19 protein-coding genes and 1 other annotated feature are annotated in these 17,129 nt (G+C 62.8%); of the genes, 1 reads left to right on the forward strand and 18 read right to left on the reverse strand.

What is annotated here, in order from left to right; all coding sequences use genetic code 11:
- Positions 1-44: 44 nt before the first annotated feature.
- From ACYQ0Z_RS01585 to rplU, 6 genes are all read right to left on the reverse strand, one after another.
- Entirely contained in the window at positions 45-533 is a 489-nt protein-coding gene (locus tag ACYQ0Z_RS01585; protein WP_459863775.1) for an ACT domain-containing protein, read from the reverse strand.
- Between the two features lie 169 nt (positions 534-702).
- On the reverse strand, positions 703-1,995 hold the full coding sequence (gene obgE / locus ACYQ0Z_RS01590; RefSeq protein WP_459865061.1) for a GTPase ObgE: 1,293 nt from the start codon (positions 1,993-1,995) through the stop codon (positions 703-705).
- 31 nt (positions 1,996-2,026) lie between these two features.
- Complete coding sequence (locus ACYQ0Z_RS01595; RefSeq protein WP_459863777.1) at positions 2,027-2,752, reverse strand: Spo0B domain-containing protein; 726 nt, start codon at positions 2,750-2,752, stop codon at positions 2,027-2,029.
- A gap of 139 nt (positions 2,753-2,891) precedes the next feature.
- Positions 2,892-3,182: a 50S ribosomal protein L27 gene (rpmA, locus tag ACYQ0Z_RS01600; protein ID WP_459863779.1), complete on the reverse strand. Its 291-nt coding sequence runs from the start codon at positions 3,180-3,182 to the stop codon at positions 2,892-2,894.
- Positions 3,183-3,187: 5 nt separating this feature from the next.
- Positions 3,188-3,532 carry a ribosomal-processing cysteine protease Prp gene (locus ACYQ0Z_RS01605; protein WP_459863781.1) on the reverse strand — a complete coding sequence of 115 codons (345 nt, stop codon included), beginning with the start codon at positions 3,530-3,532 and terminating at the stop codon, positions 3,188-3,190.
- Positions 3,529-3,840, reverse strand: a complete 312-nt coding sequence (gene rplU / locus ACYQ0Z_RS01610) for a 50S ribosomal protein L21 (protein WP_459863783.1) — start codon at positions 3,838-3,840, stop codon at positions 3,529-3,531. Before rplU ends, ACYQ0Z_RS01605 begins: the two co-directional genes overlap by 4 nt.
- Before the next feature lie 10 nt (positions 3,841-3,850).
- Positions 3,851-3,931: a sequence feature (ribosomal protein L21 leader region), on the reverse strand.
- Positions 3,932-4,610: 679 nt separating this feature from the next.
- Between rplU and dpsA the strand changes: the two genes are divergently transcribed.
- Positions 4,611-5,150: a DNA starvation/stationary phase protection protein DpsA gene (dpsA, locus tag ACYQ0Z_RS01615; protein WP_459863784.1), complete on the forward strand. Its 540-nt coding sequence runs from the start codon at positions 4,611-4,613 to the stop codon at positions 5,148-5,150.
- A 102-nt stretch (positions 5,151-5,252) separates the two neighbouring features.
- Here dpsA and ACYQ0Z_RS01620 read toward each other — a convergent pair whose 3' ends face one another.
- From ACYQ0Z_RS01620 to ACYQ0Z_RS01675, 12 genes are all read right to left on the reverse strand, one after another.
- A complete protein-coding gene (locus ACYQ0Z_RS01620; protein WP_459863786.1) occupies positions 5,253-6,107 on the reverse strand; it encodes a site-2 protease family protein in 855 nt (284 codons plus the stop codon).
- Complete coding sequence (locus ACYQ0Z_RS01625) at positions 6,100-6,882, reverse strand: peptidoglycan DD-metalloendopeptidase family protein (RefSeq protein ID WP_459863788.1); 783 nt, start codon at positions 6,880-6,882, stop codon at positions 6,100-6,102. Before ACYQ0Z_RS01625 ends, ACYQ0Z_RS01620 begins: the two co-directional genes overlap by 8 nt.
- A 78-nt stretch (positions 6,883-6,960) precedes the next feature.
- Positions 6,961-8,097, reverse strand: coding sequence for a rod shape-determining protein RodA (rodA, locus tag ACYQ0Z_RS01630; RefSeq protein WP_459863790.1), 1,137 nt, complete (start codon positions 8,095-8,097; stop codon positions 6,961-6,963).
- 149 nt (positions 8,098-8,246) lie between these two features.
- Positions 8,247-9,047 carry a septum site-determining protein MinD gene (gene minD / locus ACYQ0Z_RS01635; protein WP_459863792.1) on the reverse strand — a complete coding sequence of 267 codons (801 nt, stop codon included), beginning with the start codon at positions 9,045-9,047 and terminating at the stop codon, positions 8,247-8,249.
- 15 nt (positions 9,048-9,062) lie between these two features.
- A complete protein-coding gene (gene minC, locus ACYQ0Z_RS01640) occupies positions 9,063-9,755 on the reverse strand; it encodes a septum site-determining protein MinC (RefSeq protein ID WP_459863794.1) in 693 nt (230 codons plus the stop codon).
- An 18-nt stretch (positions 9,756-9,773) separates the two neighbouring features.
- Positions 9,774-11,837, reverse strand: a complete 2,064-nt coding sequence (gene mrdA / locus ACYQ0Z_RS01645) for a penicillin-binding protein 2 (protein ID WP_459863796.1) — start codon at positions 11,835-11,837, stop codon at positions 9,774-9,776.
- Positions 11,821-12,342 (reverse strand): rod shape-determining protein MreD, encoded by a 522-nt coding sequence (mreD, locus tag ACYQ0Z_RS01650; protein WP_459863798.1) that lies wholly within the window; start codon positions 12,340-12,342, stop codon positions 11,821-11,823. Before mreD ends, mrdA begins: the two co-directional genes overlap by 17 nt.
- The gene (mreC, locus tag ACYQ0Z_RS01655) at positions 12,339-13,241 is read right to left on the reverse strand and encodes a rod shape-determining protein MreC (RefSeq protein ID WP_459863800.1); all 903 of its coding nucleotides are present in this window, start codon (positions 13,239-13,241) and stop codon (positions 12,339-12,341) included. The genes mreD and mreC overlap by 4 nt, the downstream gene beginning before the upstream one ends.
- 12 nt (positions 13,242-13,253) lie before the next feature.
- The gene (locus ACYQ0Z_RS01660) at positions 13,254-14,285 is read right to left on the reverse strand and encodes a rod shape-determining protein (protein ID WP_459863802.1); all 1,032 of its coding nucleotides are present in this window, start codon (positions 14,283-14,285) and stop codon (positions 13,254-13,256) included.
- 176 nt (positions 14,286-14,461) lie between these two features.
- Positions 14,462-15,148: a RadC family protein gene (gene radC, locus ACYQ0Z_RS01665; protein ID WP_459863805.1), complete on the reverse strand. Its 687-nt coding sequence runs from the start codon at positions 15,146-15,148 to the stop codon at positions 14,462-14,464.
- A gap of 50 nt (positions 15,149-15,198) precedes the next feature.
- The gene (locus ACYQ0Z_RS01670) at positions 15,199-15,786 is read right to left on the reverse strand and encodes a Maf family protein (RefSeq protein ID WP_459863807.1); all 588 of its coding nucleotides are present in this window, start codon (positions 15,784-15,786) and stop codon (positions 15,199-15,201) included.
- A gap of 81 nt (positions 15,787-15,867) precedes the next feature.
- A complete protein-coding gene (locus tag ACYQ0Z_RS01675; protein WP_459863810.1) occupies positions 15,868-17,007 on the reverse strand; it encodes an SPOR domain-containing protein in 1,140 nt (379 codons plus the stop codon).
- Positions 17,008-17,129 lie beyond the last annotated feature (122 nt).

Consider the following 17,129-nt stretch of genomic DNA (forward strand, 5'->3'; position numbering starts at 1 on the left):
TCCTCTCCTCCTCCGGTCTTCCTCTTGTCCGCGCCCCTCGTGCGCTAGCCCTCCCCGACGATGACCGCCTTTTTGACACCGTCGAGGCGCTGCATTCCCTCCAAAAATGCGGTCATGTCCACGGTCAAGGTTGCCGTGTCCACCGACATGGCCACCGTGGCCAGCCCTTGCAGGGGGATGGTCTGGTGGATGGTCAGGATGTTCCCGCCTCGCTCGGCCACGTACCCGAGCACCCGCGACAGCACGCCGGAGCGGTGTTCGAGGTGGAGCGAGACGGTGACGATTTTTTCCTTCATCATCGCGTTGAACGGGAAGATGCCGTCTTTGTACTTGTAGTAGGCACTCCGGCTGAGGCCGACCCGTTCCACGGCCTCCTGAACCGTTTCCGCCTCCCCGGACTCGAGCAGCTTTTTTGCTTCGACGGTTTTGAGCATCGAATCGGGAAGGATGTCCGCTCGAACCAGGTAATACTGTTCCTCCTGGCGCACGATGCGTCCTCCCGTTACGGACAATTGTTTTTGTATAGTGGACATTATAGCGCGTTCCCGCAAACATTGCAACAGATTTTTCACGCAATACGCCCTCGACGAACAAAAAAATGCCGCGCGAACCGTGAAAACGCTTACCGATTCGCGCGGCTTGCCCGGTTTCAGTTTCCACGCTTGTTCCAGAAACGGTCAGGAAGCGACCAAGCCCACCGTGCTACGCCTCTTCGCCCTCGAGGAAGTCAAACAGCAGATCGCCGATGCGCACCGTGTCGCCCGGTTTGGCCCCCTTGGCGCGCAAGGCATCTTCCACGCCCATCTTGCGCATCAGGTGGGCGAAATACCGCACGCTGTCCTCCCGCGAAAAGTCGGTCATGGCGACGAGCTTTTCGATGCGCGGCCCCTCGACGACAAAGAGCTCGTTCTCCCGCCGCACGGTGAACGGTTCGGGCTCCGGTTCGGCCCGGAACACCTTCACCTCCGCCGCATCGGTTTCCTCGCGGACGAAGGGTTCCTTGGGCAACGTCTCGAGCAGGTCGGCCACGGCGTACACCAGCTCGCGCACTCCCTGCCGCGTGGCTGCCGAGATCGGGTACACCGGCACGTCGGGAACGGCGCGGCGGAAGCGCTCCAGGTTTTCCGCAGCACCGGGAAGGTCCATCTTGTTGGCCGCCACCACCTGGGGACGCGAGGCCAGCCGCTCGTCATAGAGCCGCAGCTCCTCGTTGATCTTGTGGTAGTCCTCCACCGGGTCGCGCCCCTCGGAACCGGCGATGTCAACGACATGGATGAGGAGGCGCGTGCGCTCGACATGGCGTAAGAACTGGTGCCCCAACCCCACACCCTGATGGGCTCCTTCGATGAGGCCCGGCAGGTCGGCCAACACGAAGCTGCGCTCACCGTCGACATCGACCACACCCAGATTGGGCGAAAGCGTGGTGAAGGGATAGGGCGCGATCTTGGGCTTGGCTGCCGAGACAACGGACAGGAGCGTCGACTTGCCGACACTGGGAAAACCGATCAGGCCCACGTCCGCCAGCAGCTTCAGTTCGAGGCGCACCCACCGCTCCTCGCCCGGCTCGCCCTTTTCCGCAATTTCCGGCGCCGGGTTGGCCGGCGTGGCAAAACGCATGTTGCCCCGCCCGCCGCGGCCGCCGCGGGCGATGACGGCCCGCTGCCCATGCCGCGTGAGATCGGCGAGGAGTTCGCCCGTTTCGTCGTCATAGACCATCGTACCCGGCGGCACCTTGAGGACAAGGTCGTCGGCGTCCGCACCGTGCTGCCCCTTCGACTTACCGTTTTGCCCGCGCGGCGCCTTGAAGTGGCGCTGGTAGCGAAAGTCCAGCAACGTGGAGAGGCCTTCGTCCACCTCCAGCACCACGTCCCCGCCTTTGCCCCCATCGCCCCCGGCGGGACCGCCCTTCGGCACGTACTTTTCCCGGCGAAAGGCGACGATGCCGTTCCCGCCGTCACCGCCCTTGACGTAGATCTTGACGCTGTCCACAAACACCGTCACGCACCTCGCTTTGCCTCCGCATTCCTCAGGAAACGAGGGACACGCGCACCTTGCCCCGTTCCGCTTCCTTTTCCCCCGTGCCGTCCACCAACACCCCATCCAGCGTGCGAAGCAGCCGGGCAAGGCGCTGCAAACCCTTGCGGAAGACCGCTTCATCCAGCCGCCCCGCAAAGCGCGTCCGGACATGAAGTCGCCCATCCCCGTTTTCCAGGATGAGCGTCAGGGTATTGGGAACCGCGCCGTCGCCCGTTGCGGCGTCCCGATATGTTTCCACCACCGCCTGCACCACGCGGTAGACGTCGTCAGCGGAAAGGGGCAGGCGCTCTAAGGAAAAATCGGCGCTTACCGACACGTCAACCACCATGTTGCCCCGTTCTGCGGCGCAGGCAAGCAGGTAGCGCGTCAGCGGGGGATAGCCGAGATGGCATAGCCGGCTTTCGCACGCCGCCTGTTCCATGATGCGCTGGATGTAACGCTCCATCTTCCCGTACTGGTGGAGTTTTCCGTATCCCGACAGCACCTGCAGGTGATTGAGCCAGTCGTGGCGGGTCCGATTGAGCACCTCCAGCCACGTCCGGTCGACTTCCGCCTCGCCCATCCGCCACTGGCGCCGGGACACCCAGGTGTATCCCACAAGCGCCGCCAATCCGGAGGCAGCCAGGCCAAACGAAGACAGATCGGCCACAAAGGGCAGCATGACCAAACAAAGGGCCGTCCAAAACAAAAAAAGCGGCGCCACCCAACCTCCCATGGCATCGTCTCCCCTGTTTCTGTCCAAACCTCTATGTAAAAGTATACCACATTCGGCCCTTCTGTCACGGTGCGCGGCGCGGTTGCTCCGGCAAGGAAAAAGCCCCTTCCTGCGAAGGGGCTCGATCGGATCGGCAACATCAGGCGTTCGTTTCCACCGGGTAAACGCTGACGCGCTTGCGGTCTTTGCCGAGGCGCTCAAAACGGACGATGCCGCTCACCTTCGCGAACAGCGTGTCGTCACCGCCGCGCCCAACGTTGAGACCCGGATGGATCTTCGTGCCGCGCTGGCGAACCAGGATGTTGCCCGCCTTGACGAACTGGCCGTCGGCACGCTTTACGCCGAGCCGTTTGGAAATGCTGTCGCGGCCGTTCTTTGTGCTGCCAACCCCTTTTTTCTGGGCGAAAAACTGCAGGTCGACGCGCAGCATGGCCTTCACCTCCCTGGAGTATGGGGATCGGAAACCTGCACAAACTGTCCGTACTCCACCGTGAGCGACTGGAGGGCAGCCACCATTCCTTCCAAGAGCAGGTTGACCCGTTCGCGTAGGGCCTCCTCGGGCAGTTCCGGCACGCGGCAGGTGAGGTCGCCGCGCGCGGGTGTCTCCACGTCCAACACCACGCCGAGCACGCGCTCGACAGCATTGATCATCCCGAAGACGATGCCCGACACGGCAGCGCAGACAATGTCCTGGCCGCGCGGCGCGTAACCGGCATGCCCCGCCACGCGGAAGGCGGCAATGCGCCCGCCGTCGTCACGGGTGATGGTCACGCGAATCATGCGTTGATCTTTTCGATGCGCACCTTGGTGTACGGCTGGCGATGCCCTTGCTTGCGGTGGTAATTCTTCTTCGGCTTATACTTGAAGACGATGATCTTGCGTCCCTTGCCGTGCTCCAGCACGTTCCCGACCACCGTGGCGCCGGAAACGGTGGGATTGCCCGCCTTCACTTCCCCGTCCTTCGCCACGAACAAGACCCGGTCGAACGTAACCGTTTCGCCGGCTTGGGCATCCAGCTTCTCCACCAGGATGACATCGCCTTCCTGCACCTTGTACTGCTTGCCACCCGTTTCGATGATGGCGTACATCGTTGCACCTCCCTCGACCGAGACTCGCCAGGGCGGGTGGAGCGACGCGCCCGCTTGTCCACGAACCCGACCTGCGCGGTTGCGGTATGCCGGGAGCATACCAACAAGATAAGGATACTGCAGAAGGCGCCCGGTGTCAACGCGCACAGGCGTTACGCGGAGGCGCATCACGTCGCCAGTTGACCAAACCGTCTCAACGTCTGGTAGACCGCTGACTCGAACTCGATGAAGCCCAGGTACGACGCCACGTCGTGGAACGAGAAGATTTGGGAAGCCCAAAGCCCACCGATCTCGTTCTTGCGGTCAATCCTCGACGACCTTGCCAACCCAGTCAATGTTGACACCATCGTTCCAGCGCTCGCCGGGCTCAAACAGCAACACGCTTTTGATCGAGGCAAAGGCGCTCGTGAGGATGGACGAATTTCCTTTGCCCGGCGATAGCTTCGATCCGCATGACTGAAAAACTCGTAGCCGAAGCCAGCGGTTAAGGGTAATGTCGGTTTTGGGTTGTTGTTCGGGCTTTTGCGAACAATCGCCTCCGCCACAACCAAAGCGCCGCCGTCGGCCAAAAGGCGCCGACGCCGGCGCGCTCCCTTTCGGTGTACGAACACGTTGTCCTATACCATGTAGAGGCTTTTCTTGTCATTTTTGCGAAAACGGACGGGTATCCTGGTGATTTTCCCATCCCTGTGGTAACCTAATCTTACCAACCGGACGGCGGAACCGACAGGAAACCGCCTGTCCCAAAAAACGCAAGGGAGGAAAGTCGAGTGAATCCATCTCCGATTCGCCAAGCACCCGACCAGCTGCGCTCAAATCCCCTCGGCCTGGATGCCTCCAGCGTCAAGGCGACAGTGGAGGAGCTCAACCGTACGCTGGCCACGCTGTATACGCTGTACCACCAGGTGAAGAAGCACCACTGGGTGGTGGAAGGGCCGGAATATCTGCCGTTGCACGAGTTCCTCGACGAGTGGGCAGCCCAGCTCTTGAAGGACGCCGATGAGGTGGCCGAGCGCATCACCGCCCTGGGCGGCTATCCGGTTTCTGGCCCGGCTGAACAGGAAAACATGGCCCTCATCGCCATGGAACCGGAAGGAGTCTATGCGTTGCGCGCCATGCTGGAAAAAGACCTCGCCGACGGCGGCAAACTGGTTGCCGCCCTGCGCCAGTACGCCCAGGGGGCGGCCGCGCGCGGCGACTTCGGCACCGAGTACCTGCTCAAAGGCATTCTCCTCACGCAGGAGAAAATGCTCCACCACCTGGAACACTTCCTCGGCGACGACACACTCGTGCGCGCGCTCCTTCCGTAACCGCGCGCACCCTCTCCCCATTCACCATCCGTATGAACGGCCTCGCAGGAAGGCCACGCCCCCGCATTTCGGCGGGGGCTTGCTTTTTGCGCGGTCTCGCCTTCACCCCTCGAGCAATTCCAGAAGCCGACGCGCCGGCGCCTTGTCGCGAAACAGCGCGTCCAGAAGGCGCCGCTCGGTTACCACTCCCGCCCTTCGTCCCCCGGCGCGCAGCTCAAACCGGTGATACCGTCCCCGCTTGATGTGCCGAAGGGCCTCGAGCACCGTCCACGAGCTGTCGGCCGTAACCACACGCAGCGGTCCGCTGCCACCCCGCCGCCAGCGGGCGAAGAGAAAGCGGACAAAGCGCATCCGGCGTTCACGATAGCCCCCGGCCGCCTCGCGGTAGAGCCACAAAAACAGCAAAAACAGGTGCAGCCGAGGATAGGGCGCTGTCCATGCCCATACCAGAGCCAGGAGCGCCACCGCGGCGCTCCAGCTAAAGGTGATCGTCAGGGCAAGGCGGTACGGACAAGCCAGCGAGGCCACAGCGTGCACCACCCGTCCGCCGTCGAGAGGCCAGATGGGAAGCAGGTTGAAACCGGCCAGCCACAGGTTGGCCGTGGCAAACTGGCGCGCCCATGCCTCCGGCCACAGCTCCCCTGCCGCGCACGCCCAGGCAAAACCGGCCATGGCGCCGTTAACCGCCGGCCCGGCCAGCGCGACAACCATCTCCTCCCGGGGCGAATACTGCCCCACCTCGGCATCGGTTTCCGCCACCCCGCCAAAGGGAAACAGCGTCAGGGCGCGAAACCGCCACCCGTACGCACGCCCGGTCAACACATGGCCCAGCTCGTGCATCACCACCAGCGAAAGGAGCAGCACGGTTTCCACGAACGCACCGGTCAACACCGCTGCCCCGATGACCAACCAAAACAGGGGATGCACGCGGATGGAGATGCCGGAGGCGTTACTCAAAGGCCATCACGCCGGCCGGGTCGACGGGTTGCCCGTCCTTCTGCAGGGAGAAGTACAACAGCCCTTTGGCCTGACCCTCACCGGCCACCGTCCCCAGTTCATCGCCGGCGCGCACCCAATCGTCCTTTTTCACCCGCAGCCGGACCAGATTGGCATACCGCGAAACATACCCCCCGGGATGGCGGAGCACGACCGTGTATCCCGCCCCCTCTTGTTTTCCCGCAAACAGGACGAGCCCTTCTGCCGATGCCCGAACGGCGGCCTCCGGGGTCGCCGAGATCCACACGCCGGGATGGTTGCTGGAGAAGGGCGTGTAGATCTTGCCGGCTACGGGCGCGCGAAAGTCCGGGGACGCGGGAGGCGTTTTGTCGCCGATGACGGGCAGAAGGGTGGGCAGGGCATCGATGTGCGCCTTGTACCACGCGGCCACGCCCTGAAAATCGAAATCGCGCACCAGCGCCTCGCGGACAACGTGCCGCGCCGCATCACCGTGCGCTCCGGGCCACTGCTGCACCGTCCATCCGGCCGCCAGCACGACGGCCGCCACTCCCAGCTGGAACCGCAGGCGGCGTGCGGGAAGAACGCGCCTCCGGCGTGAATCGAGGGAGGCAGCCGGCGGGAGATCCCATTCCAGACGGCCGCCATACGGCCACGAACCGCCGGGCAGCTCATCCTCGTCGCGTTCGCGAACGTCGGGCACCCCGCGGCCGCCGAGGAGAATTTGGCGCATTCGCGCGTGTCGACGCTGTTTGAGGCGGTCACGATCAAACCACACAAGACCTTCCCCCTTGTTCATCCCGCTCTACTCTCATGCCTATGAGGGGAAGGGACAACCCAGAACGGCCAACCGCCCCTAGTCGAAAATCAGCTCGCGCCGGCGCATGTGGATGTTCAGCACCAGCCCGATGGTCACCAGGTTGGTGAGCAAGGAGCTCCCCCCGTAGCTGAGGAACGGCAGCGGAATTCCGGTGATGGGCATGAGCTGGATGGTCATGCCGATGTTTTCGAAGATCTGAAACACGTACATCCCCACGATTCCGGACACCACATAGGCGCCGAAGGGATCCTTGCACGTCATGCCGATCCGCACCAGGCGATAGATGAGAAGGAAAAACAGCAAGATGAGCAGGCTGGCCCCCACGAACCCGAGGCGTTCGGCGATAACGGTGAAGACGAAGTCGGTCTGCCCTTCTGGCACCCACCCGTAGCGGGCCTGGGTCGGCTCGTTCAGGCCGCGCCCAAACAACTGGCCCGACCCGATGGCGATGAGGGATTGCTTGAGCTGAAAGCTGCTGCCCAGGGGATCATAGTCGGGATCGAGCCACGCGAGAATGCGGTCCCACTGGTATGGCTTCACGATCTTGAAGAAGACCGTGGAATGAAAGGTGTACAGGTACGCCAGGAGGCCGAAACCGGCCACGCCGACAAGGCCGAACAGGGCAAACACGCGCAGCGGTGCCCCGCCAACGAGCAGCATGCTCAACAGAATGCCGCAAAACACGAGGGCCGTCCCCAAATCGGGTTGCTTGAGGATCAAGACAATCGGCAGGGCAACCAAGCCAATAACCGTAAGCAACCCAGAAGCCGACTGAAGCGGCGCGTCCCCTTCTTCCTCGCGGCTGGCCAGGTAGCGGGCCAACGCCAAGACCAAAAAGATTTTCATAAATTCGGATGGCTGGATTTTGACGGGTCCAAACGCAAACCAGCTGACGGCCCCGTTCGTCTCGGTCCCGAACAGGAGCACCAGCACCAGCAACAGAATGCCGAATCCGTACAGCCCGTACGCCAGCTGGCCAATCCACTTGTAATCGAAAAGGAGAACGGCAAACATGGCCCCGAAACCGATGGCATACCAGACAATCTGTTTCTTCTCCTCGCCAAATTGCGTGTTGGCGCCGGATATGCCGATGTAGCTATACACGCAAAGCGCGACGAGGATCAAAATGATCACCCAGTCAATGCGCTTCAGGTACCGCCGTTCGATGTCCATCCTTGGCCACCTCGCTTCCGCCACCGATCTCCCAAGGGGCCGCGTTCGTTTCACGCGCAATGGGCTGGGCCCCCCGCACGACCGAAAGGCGTGCACAAAACGGCATAAAAAGGGAGCGTCCGCTGCGCCGTGCGCCGGCGAACGCCCGGTTACGACAGTCCGAAAATCCGCCGCACTCGCTCGAGAACACTTGGCTTGTCGTCCAAACTCATCAGCGGGACGCTTTCTCCCAGGATGCGGCGGGCGATGTTGCGGTACGCCTGTGCCGCCTTGGCTTTCGGGTTGAGGACGATCGGCTCCCCGCGGTTGGAGGAGGTGATCACGTCCTCGTCGTCCGGCACGATCCCCAGGAGGTCGATGCCGAGGCGCATCACGATCTCGTCCACGTCCATGATTTCCTCCTGCTTCATCAGGCGGGGCCGGACACGGTTGACGATCAGTGATGGCGACACGTTCGCCTCCTTTTCCAAGATGCCGATGATCCGATCGGCATCGCGCACCGCAGTGCTGTCCGGTGTCGTGACGACAACGGCGCGATCCGCGCCGGCAATGGCATTGCGAAACCCCTGCTCGATTCCGGCCGGGCAGTCGATGAGCACATAGTCATAATCGGACTTCAGCTGCTCCTTCACAAGCTGCGCCATCTGCTCGGGTGAGACAGCCGATTTGTCCTTCGTCTGCGCAGCAGGGAGCAGGACCAGCTTGCCCTCGAGGCGCTTGTCGGGAATCAGCGCCGTCTGGAGCTTACACCGCCCTTCCACCACGTCGACCAAATCATACAGGATGCGGTTTTCGAGTCCCAAAACGAGGTCAAGGTTGCGCAACCCAATGTCCGTGTCCACCAGGCAAACTTTCTTGTCAAGCATGGCCAACGCGGTACCCAGGTTGGCCGTGGTCGTGGTCTTCCCCACACCACCTTTGCCCGAGGTTATGACAATGGCTACTCCCACGCCCCCGTTCCCCCTTTAGCGCTCAACCGTATCAAACCACCAGGGTTGAAAGTGCGGCCGCACGTCGTGGAGCCGGCGGATGTTGTCGACCAGAATGCGGTTGTCCTCGTCAAGATAGGCAAACTCCATGCCTTCTCCCGCATCGGTCCACTGGTCCGGCGCGCGGCTGATGCAGTTGGCAATGCGCAGCTGCGTCGGCTGGAACACGGCCGCGGTGATGATGGCCTGCCGATTCCCCGCGCTGCCGGCGTGGGCCATGCCCAAAAGCCGCCCCAGGATGAAGATGTTGCCCGTACACACCACGCTGCCGCCCGGGTTGACGTCGCCCAACAAGAGGAGGTCGCCGTCGTGTACGAGCACCTGACCCGAGCGCACGGAACGCGTGACAACGCGCAGGGCTTGCCGGCGCGCCATGCGCTCGGCCTCCTCCCGGGTGACCACTTCCGAATGGATGCCCTTCAGACGAAAGTTGTCCTGCAGATGGATCACGTTGCGCAGCTGATCGGCCTGCTCCGGGCGAAGGTGGCGGTAACCCACGTGCACCGTGACGTCAATCACCGGGCCGCGCAAAAGCTGTTTGTGCGGCGTGCCCACAATTTTTTCCCGTAGTTCGTTGACGACTTCGTCAAAGGGACAGTCGTCGTCCAAATAAAACTGCAAGCCGTCCTTGGTTCCTTTGATTGTTACGCGGTGCTTGGTCGTCTCCATGGCCGGTCACCCCGTCGTCTATCTCTTCGGCATGGCGGAGGCGTTTTCCTCCCCCGCTGCAGCAGGAGCGGCAGATTCTCCCGGGCTCGACGGTGTGGCCGGCGCGCCGAGGTTGAAGTACGCCTCCAGCATGCGGCGGGCGATCGGACCGGCGGCACTCCCCCCGGTATAGCCCTTCGGCACGTCCGTGACGATCACAACAAAGGCAATTTCCGGCTTGTCGAAGGGCGCAAACCCGATCATCAGCGCGTTGTCGATGCCGCGTTTCGTGTCAACCTGCACCGTCCCCGTCTTGACGCCAACGGGAACGGGAAACCCGGCAAAGGCACCAGCAGCCGTCCCGCCTTTTTGGGTCGCCAGCCGCATCCCCTCCCGGACCACCTGCAGGTACTGAGGATCAACCTCCACGCGGCCCAACACCTCCGGCTTGCGGGCCATCAGCACCGGGCCAAGCCCTTCCGTTTGCTCGCTTTCCCCGCGAATCTCCTTCACCAAGTACGGGCGCATGCGATAGCCGCCGTTGGCGATCGTGCTGACGTACTGCAGGAGCTGGATCGGGGTGTACGCGTGGTACTGGCCGATGGCATAGTGGGCAAGGTTCCCCAGCTCCGTGTAGGTGGACCGCCACCCCATGTTCTCGCCCGGCAGATCGATGCCCGTCCGCACCCCCAGCCCAAACTGGGCATAAAAGGTATCCATTTCCGGAAAGGCGTCCTTGTAATGGGTCTGGGTGCGCGCCAGCCGAAGGGCCATTTCGTACATGTAGGTGTTGCACGACTTCTGCAGCGCCGTGCGCGCGTTGACGGCACCGTGGGCACGGCTTTGGAAGTCACGGAACGCCCGGTTGCCGATCATCATCACCCCGCGGCAATAGACCGTCTCGTTGGGAGAAACCAGGCCCTTTTGGAGGCCGAGCAGCACGGTGGCGGGCTTGATGGTGGATCCGGGTGAAAAGGTGCCGTACACCGCCTCATTACGCTCGCGCCCTTTGATGTGCGTTTTCCATGCTTCGGAAAATTCCTTCCCACTCAAGTTGTACAGATTGAGGTCGTAATCGGGATAGGTAGCCATGGCCAAAATTTCGCCCGTATTGGGGTTCATGGCGATAGCAATGGCCTTGTCGGCCTTATCGGCCCCTTTTTTCCGCAGGCGTTTCACTTCTTCCTCCAGAATGCGCTCCACCGCATCCTGAAAGCGGGCGTCGATGGTCAGCACGAGGTCATGGCCACGCTTGGGGGGCGCCACTTCTCGCATCTCGACAGTGCGGCCGTTCTTGTCGACCTTTACCTCCATCACGCCGTCCTGTCCGTGGAGCTGGGTCTCATAGTACGCCTCCAGCCCGGAAGTGCCCACCTTGTCGTCAATCTGATAGCCCCGGGCAAGGTAATACTCCTTGTTCTTCGCGTCGATCGGCTTGGTATAACCGAGCACATGGGTCAAAAAGGCGCCGCGCTTATAGTTGCGCTTCGACTCCACCACCAAACGCACGCCAGGCAGCCGGTCAAGGTTCTCCGACACGCGGGCCACCTCTTCCACGCTAAGCCCTTCCTTGATCCGGTGGGGCATAAACCGGTACCCAGAGCGCATCGCCTCGAGAATGGTCTCCTTTTCCAGCAGGTGGCGCAAAGCGGCCTCGTCCGTCGGGAGCGGCTGGTCGCGGTACTTCTCCATTTTCGAAAGCCGCTCCTTCACCTCGGAAAGAGGCACCTTGGCCGGGTCGTCCACGTCGCTGTCGAGGAGGCGGGCCAGACGGTCGGCAACCTCGTCGTAGTCGATGCGCTGCCCCTCGCTCTCCAGAAACGTCACCGTGTAGACCGGCTCATTGTTGACGAGCACCTCTCCGTTGCGGTCCACAATCCAGCCGCGCGGCGCGGTGATGGGGATGCGCTTCATCGAGTTGGCTTCCGCCTCACGGGCATACTGCTCCCCGTGCACCAACTGAACAATAGCCAGGCGTAGCACGAGGGCGGCAAAAAAGAGGAAGGCAACAAAAAAGAGGATGTTGAACCGCCGGTTGATACGCGTGAGAAGCGGTCTTTGCTCTTCAGACGGCTGCTCGCGCCGTTCAAGTTCCCTCTCCATCTTCGGCATCCCTCCCGATCAGCCGCAACAGAGGACGGTAGGCCAGCAGGCCGAACAGCAAATTGACGGCAACGGTCGGGACCAGGTAGTGCAGCCAAAACGTCTGCAGGGGAGCTGCCGTCCACACGAACAGGCGGTAAAACCCAAAGACGATCAGCTCGAAAACGATCAGCACCCCGAGGAGGACCGCGCCCACAACAAGGAAGCTGCGGTGGAAGAACAAAAAGGCGTATCCGGCCAGATACGCCGTAAGCCCCATGCCAAACGCGTAGACACCGATGACACCGCTGTACAGCACGTCATGCAGGAAACCAAGGACCAGCCCGAACCAAAAGCCCACCCGGCGTCCGCAAAGGATGGCAATAAGGAGCACGACGACAAAGGAAAAGCGGAACGCCATCAAAAAGGGAGAGCCGAAGCGCTGCGGGGCAAAGGCGGGTAACCACGTGCTCTCCACCAACACGAGGAGGAAAAGAAGCCCCAGGAGCGCCGGGCGCACCTTCACAGGACCCGCCCCCCTTCCCGCCGGGTCTCGTTGTGCCCCGTCGGCGCATTCGCCTCGGGAAACGCATCGCCGCGCTCGACGACAAACACCTCGTCGAGGTAGGCAAAGTCGGCCGCCGGTTTCACGTAGGCCCGTTGCGTCAGCCCGTTGTCACCCGGCTCCACGGCAACCACTGTGCCGATCACAAGACCGCGGGGGAAGACGCCGCCCAACCCCGACGTGACCACCAGCTGACCTTCCCGAACGGGAGCTTCAACAGGAATCTTTTGAAATAAAAGGTAACCTGTATCCACGTCGTACGCATCGATTACGCCGAAGACGCGGCTTTCCTCCCCTTGAACCACCGCTGACACGTGTCCCGAGCGCGACAGATCGGTCAGGAGGGCCACCCGCGCCGTGAAGGGGGTCACGTCGGTAACGCGCCCGATCAGCCCCTTCGTCGTAATGACGGCCATGTCTGGGCGAATGCCGTCCCGCGCGCCCTTGTTGATGACGAGCACCTGGTTCCACTGGTCCGGACTGCGAGCGATCACCTCCGCCGCGTACAGGCGGAAGGTGTCGAGGGTGCTGCGCAGGTCGAGCATGGCGCGCAGGCGCTGGTTTTCCTCGCGCAACCGCGCCAGCTCCGCGCTCATGCGCGCATACTGGTCCAAGTTGGCCTTCAACGCCTGGTTTTCATCATACAGCATTTTCCATTCACGGAGATCTTGAAAGAAGCCCGCAACCACACGAGCGGGCTTGTGGAACCACGACTGAAAGAGGGCGACGCCGTCTTGCACCAGCGCCACGGGCCACCCCGTCGGTTTTCGCTCACTGGAAGTGAAACCGATCAGCGCCGAGAACAGCATCAGGGCGAGAAGCAGGAGGATGAGCCGTTTGCTCGTGAACAAATCCGACATCGGCCCGCCTCCTTACCGGCGAGCCGAACGGAACGTAATGCCCTTCTTCGATTTAAGCAGGTGAAGGTTTTCCAGGGCGCGACCCGTGCCGATGGCCACACAGTCAAGGGCGTTCTCCGCCACATGGACGGGCATACCCGTCTCCTTGGACAGAAGCTTGTCCAAATTGCGCAAGAGCGCCCCGCCACCCGTCAGCACGATGCCGCGGTCCATGATGTCGGCGGCCAGCTCCGGCGGACACTTCTCCAGCGTCGCCTTCACCACCTCAACGATGCCGCCCACGGGGTCGGCCAGCGCCTCGGTGATCTCCGCGGACGAGATGGTAATCGTCTTCGGCAGACCGGTCACCAGGTCACGGCCGCGAATCTCCATCTTCTCGTCGCGCTCCAGTTTCAGCGCCGAACCGATCTCCATCTTCAGAATCTCGGCGGTGCGCTCGCCAATGAGCAAGTTATAGGAACGTTTGATGTACTGGATGATGGCCTCATCCATCTCGTCGCCGGCCACGCGAATCGACTTGCTCGTCACGATGCCGCCCAGCGAGATGATGGCCACTTCCGTCGTCCCGCCGCCAATGTCGACCACCATGCTCCCTGTCGGTTCCCATACCGGCAGATCGGCCCCAATGGCCGCGGCAAAGGGTTCCTCGATGGTAAAGGCTTCCTTGGCCCCGGCCCGCTTCGTGGCATCCTCGATCGCTCGCTTCTCCACTGCCGTGGCCCCGGACGGGACACAAACCATCACGTTGGGCTTGCGGATACTGCGCGTCTTTTGTGCCTGCTTGATGAAGTACTCCAGCATCGTCGCCGTCGTCTCGAAGTCGGCAATCACGCCGTCCTTCATCGGGCGAACGGCGACGATGTTGCCCGGCGTGCGGCCGATCATGTTCTTGGCCGCGTTCCCGACCGCCTCGATGGTCCCCGTGTCGGTCCGAATGGCCACCACGGAAGGCTCCCGGACAACAATGCCTTTTCCCTTCACGTACACCAACGTATTGGCCGTTCCCAAATCAATCCCCATATCGCGTGCGAATCCACCGAACATTGCCGTTAACTCCCTTCACTCACCCAGCATTCCGTATCCACGGTCTAATCCATTTCGCCCGCCAACACGGCAAATCATGTCGCTACAAGACGAAAACCCCCGAACGTTACCGGGGAACACATCGTTTTTATTATACTGGATCCCTTGGACGGTGCCTAGGTGCGTTTACACTTCCTTTACAGGTAACCTTTTTCCTTCAAACTCACGAACCGGTTGTCGCCAATGACGATATGGTCCAACACCGGAATGCCGAGGAGTTCCCCGGCCTCGACCAGCCGCCGGGTAAGCACGATATCCTCGGGGCTGGGCTGGGGGTCGCCGCTCGGATGGTTGTGCGCGAGGATCACCGCCGCGCTGGAACGCCGGATCGCTTCACGGAAAATCTCGCGCGGATGGACAACGGTGGCGTTGAGCGTGCCCACGAACACCGTCTGCTTGCCGATGATGTGGTTTTTCGTGTTCAAAAACAGGCAAACAAAATGCTCGTTCGGCAAAAAACGCAATTCATCCATCAAAATCGACGCCACGTCTCCCGGACCGCGCACCACCAGCCTCTCTTCCGCAGCCAACCGCGCAAGCCTGCGCCCCAGCTCAAGCCCCGCTTTCACCTGGACGGCCTTGGCCACCCCAACCCCTTTCACCGCCGTCAGCTCTTCCACGCGGGCGCCGGCCAGTTCGCGAAGCGAGCCAAACCGCTGCAGGAGGCGCTGGGCGAGGACCAGCACCGACTCGTCGCGGTTCCCGGTGCGCAGCAGAATGGCCAACAGTTCCGCCACCGACAGCTGTTCCGCCCCCACGGCCAGCATCCGCTCCCGCGGGCGTTCATGGGCCGGCAAGTCGCGAAGCGCGAGCGGTCCGTCCATCGGATCGTCCCCTCTCGTTTCCGAAATAGAAAAAGCGGGCGTTCCATCGCCTACAAGATGTGAACGCCCATTTCGCCCAGAAACCGGCGCAACAGATACAGCGGCAAGCCGACGACGGTAAAGTAATCCCCCTCAATGTGGGTGACCAGGGTCGCCCCAATGCCCTGAATGGCATAGGCGCCAGCCTTGTCCATCGGCTCGCCCGTGGCCACGTACCGGCGGATTTCCGCATCGGTCAGCGCGTCCATCTGCACGGCCGTGACGCTGTGCCCGACGCGGCAGTCGCCCGTCGCGACGTCAATCACCGCCAATCCCGTGTACACGCGATGCGTGCGGCCGGCCAGCCGCTTGAGCATTGCCACGGCCTCTTCGGCATCGCGCGGCTTGCCGAGCATCTCCCCGTCAAGCACGACGACGGTGTCCGAGCCAATGACAAGGCCCTCGGAACAGGTGGCGGCCACGGCGCGCGCCTTGCGAAGGGCAAGCGTCTCCACCGCTTGAGCGGGCGACATTCCCGATTCGAGCGTTTCGTCGACATTGCTCGGACAAACCTCAAAGGAAAGGCCCAACTGCGCGAGGAGCTCGCGCCGGCGAGGCGAACCGGAAGCGAGAACAAGCGGTTTCGTCGTAACCGTCATGCGCATCGCTCCTCGACGTAAACGATTGGCTGGGATGCCGACATTTAGTCTAGCAAAGCACCCGCCAAAAAACAAGCCGGGCTACGAGGATGGCGCAGCCCGCAAAACCGCATACTGGAGCAGCCCCTGTTCGGCTTGCCACAGGTATCCGGGATGAGGGTTCGCGGCGTACTGGCGAACCGCCGTTACCGCCTGCGTCAGGGCGTTCATCATCGCCCGGGCGCGTTTCTCGCGCGGCCCGTCACCCACCGCCAGCGGCTGGCCCGCCTGCAGGAGCGCGCGGTGCATCGCCTCCATCTCGCCCTTGGGCGGCAGGCGATCCTTCGCGCCGGCGAGAGCATCCGATGGAAAGCGCGCCAGCCGATCAAACAGCCGATCGCCCGCCTCCAGGAAATTCGTCCACTCGGCGTGTCCTCCCGCCTCGGCCGCCGACCACCTCAGCCCGTCGCGCGGAACATACGTTTCGACGTGCTGCGCGCGAAGGGCCGTGGCCAGGCCGAGGGCGCTGTCGCGGTCCGGCGCCACGCCGACCAAGAGGCGCAGCGGCGTCCCCTCGACCAACACAGCGGGTACGCCCCGCGTCGCCAAGGTCTGCCGCATGCGCTCCGCTGCCTCGCGCGTCTGGAATACCCCGGCCTGAACGACGGCCAACGTGCGCGCCGGCGGGGAAGCCTGCTCCTGGGCGGGGGCCAACGCGCCGGAACCGGAAGACCCGTTGCCGTCCCCCGGAGCCGGTGCACGGTTTGGCGTTGGGACCGATTCGGCGGGTTCCTTCGGCTGGGGCGTTTCCCCGCTCGATACAGCCGGGACCATCGGTGCCCCCGGGGAAACGTTGGCAGCGGCAGGTGAACCGGTACTCCCGGGATCGCGGAGCAGCGTCAGCATCGACCATCCCAGCAAGAGGCCAAGACCCACGGCGCCCACAAGCGGCACCGCCGCCCACGCCACCGTGGCCCAGGGGAAACGCCCAAGCTTTCCGTTTCGCCGCACCCGAAATGCCGACAAGGAATCGCTGGACGCCGGCCGGCTGCGTATCACCGGGGCTTCCGGCTGCAATGAAGGCCTGTCCGGCTCGATCGCGCGCTCGGAAACGTGATCACCCACGGCCAGCCGCTGCGGTCGGGCAGGCTCCGCCTCCATGGCCCTGGATTCCGTTCGGCGCACCACCTTCATGCGCGAAGACGACGGCGACAAGCGAATCGTGATCCGAGGTTTGTCCATCCTGTGCCCCTCCCACCCGGTTCCGTTGCTCCGATGTGTATGCAACCGGGTGGGGGGATAGAACCGGTTCAGGTTCGGGTCGGCACCCTTGCCTCCACGCTCTATAATCAGGATAATCAGGT

Source organism: Calditerricola yamamurae (genome assembly GCF_054654135.1).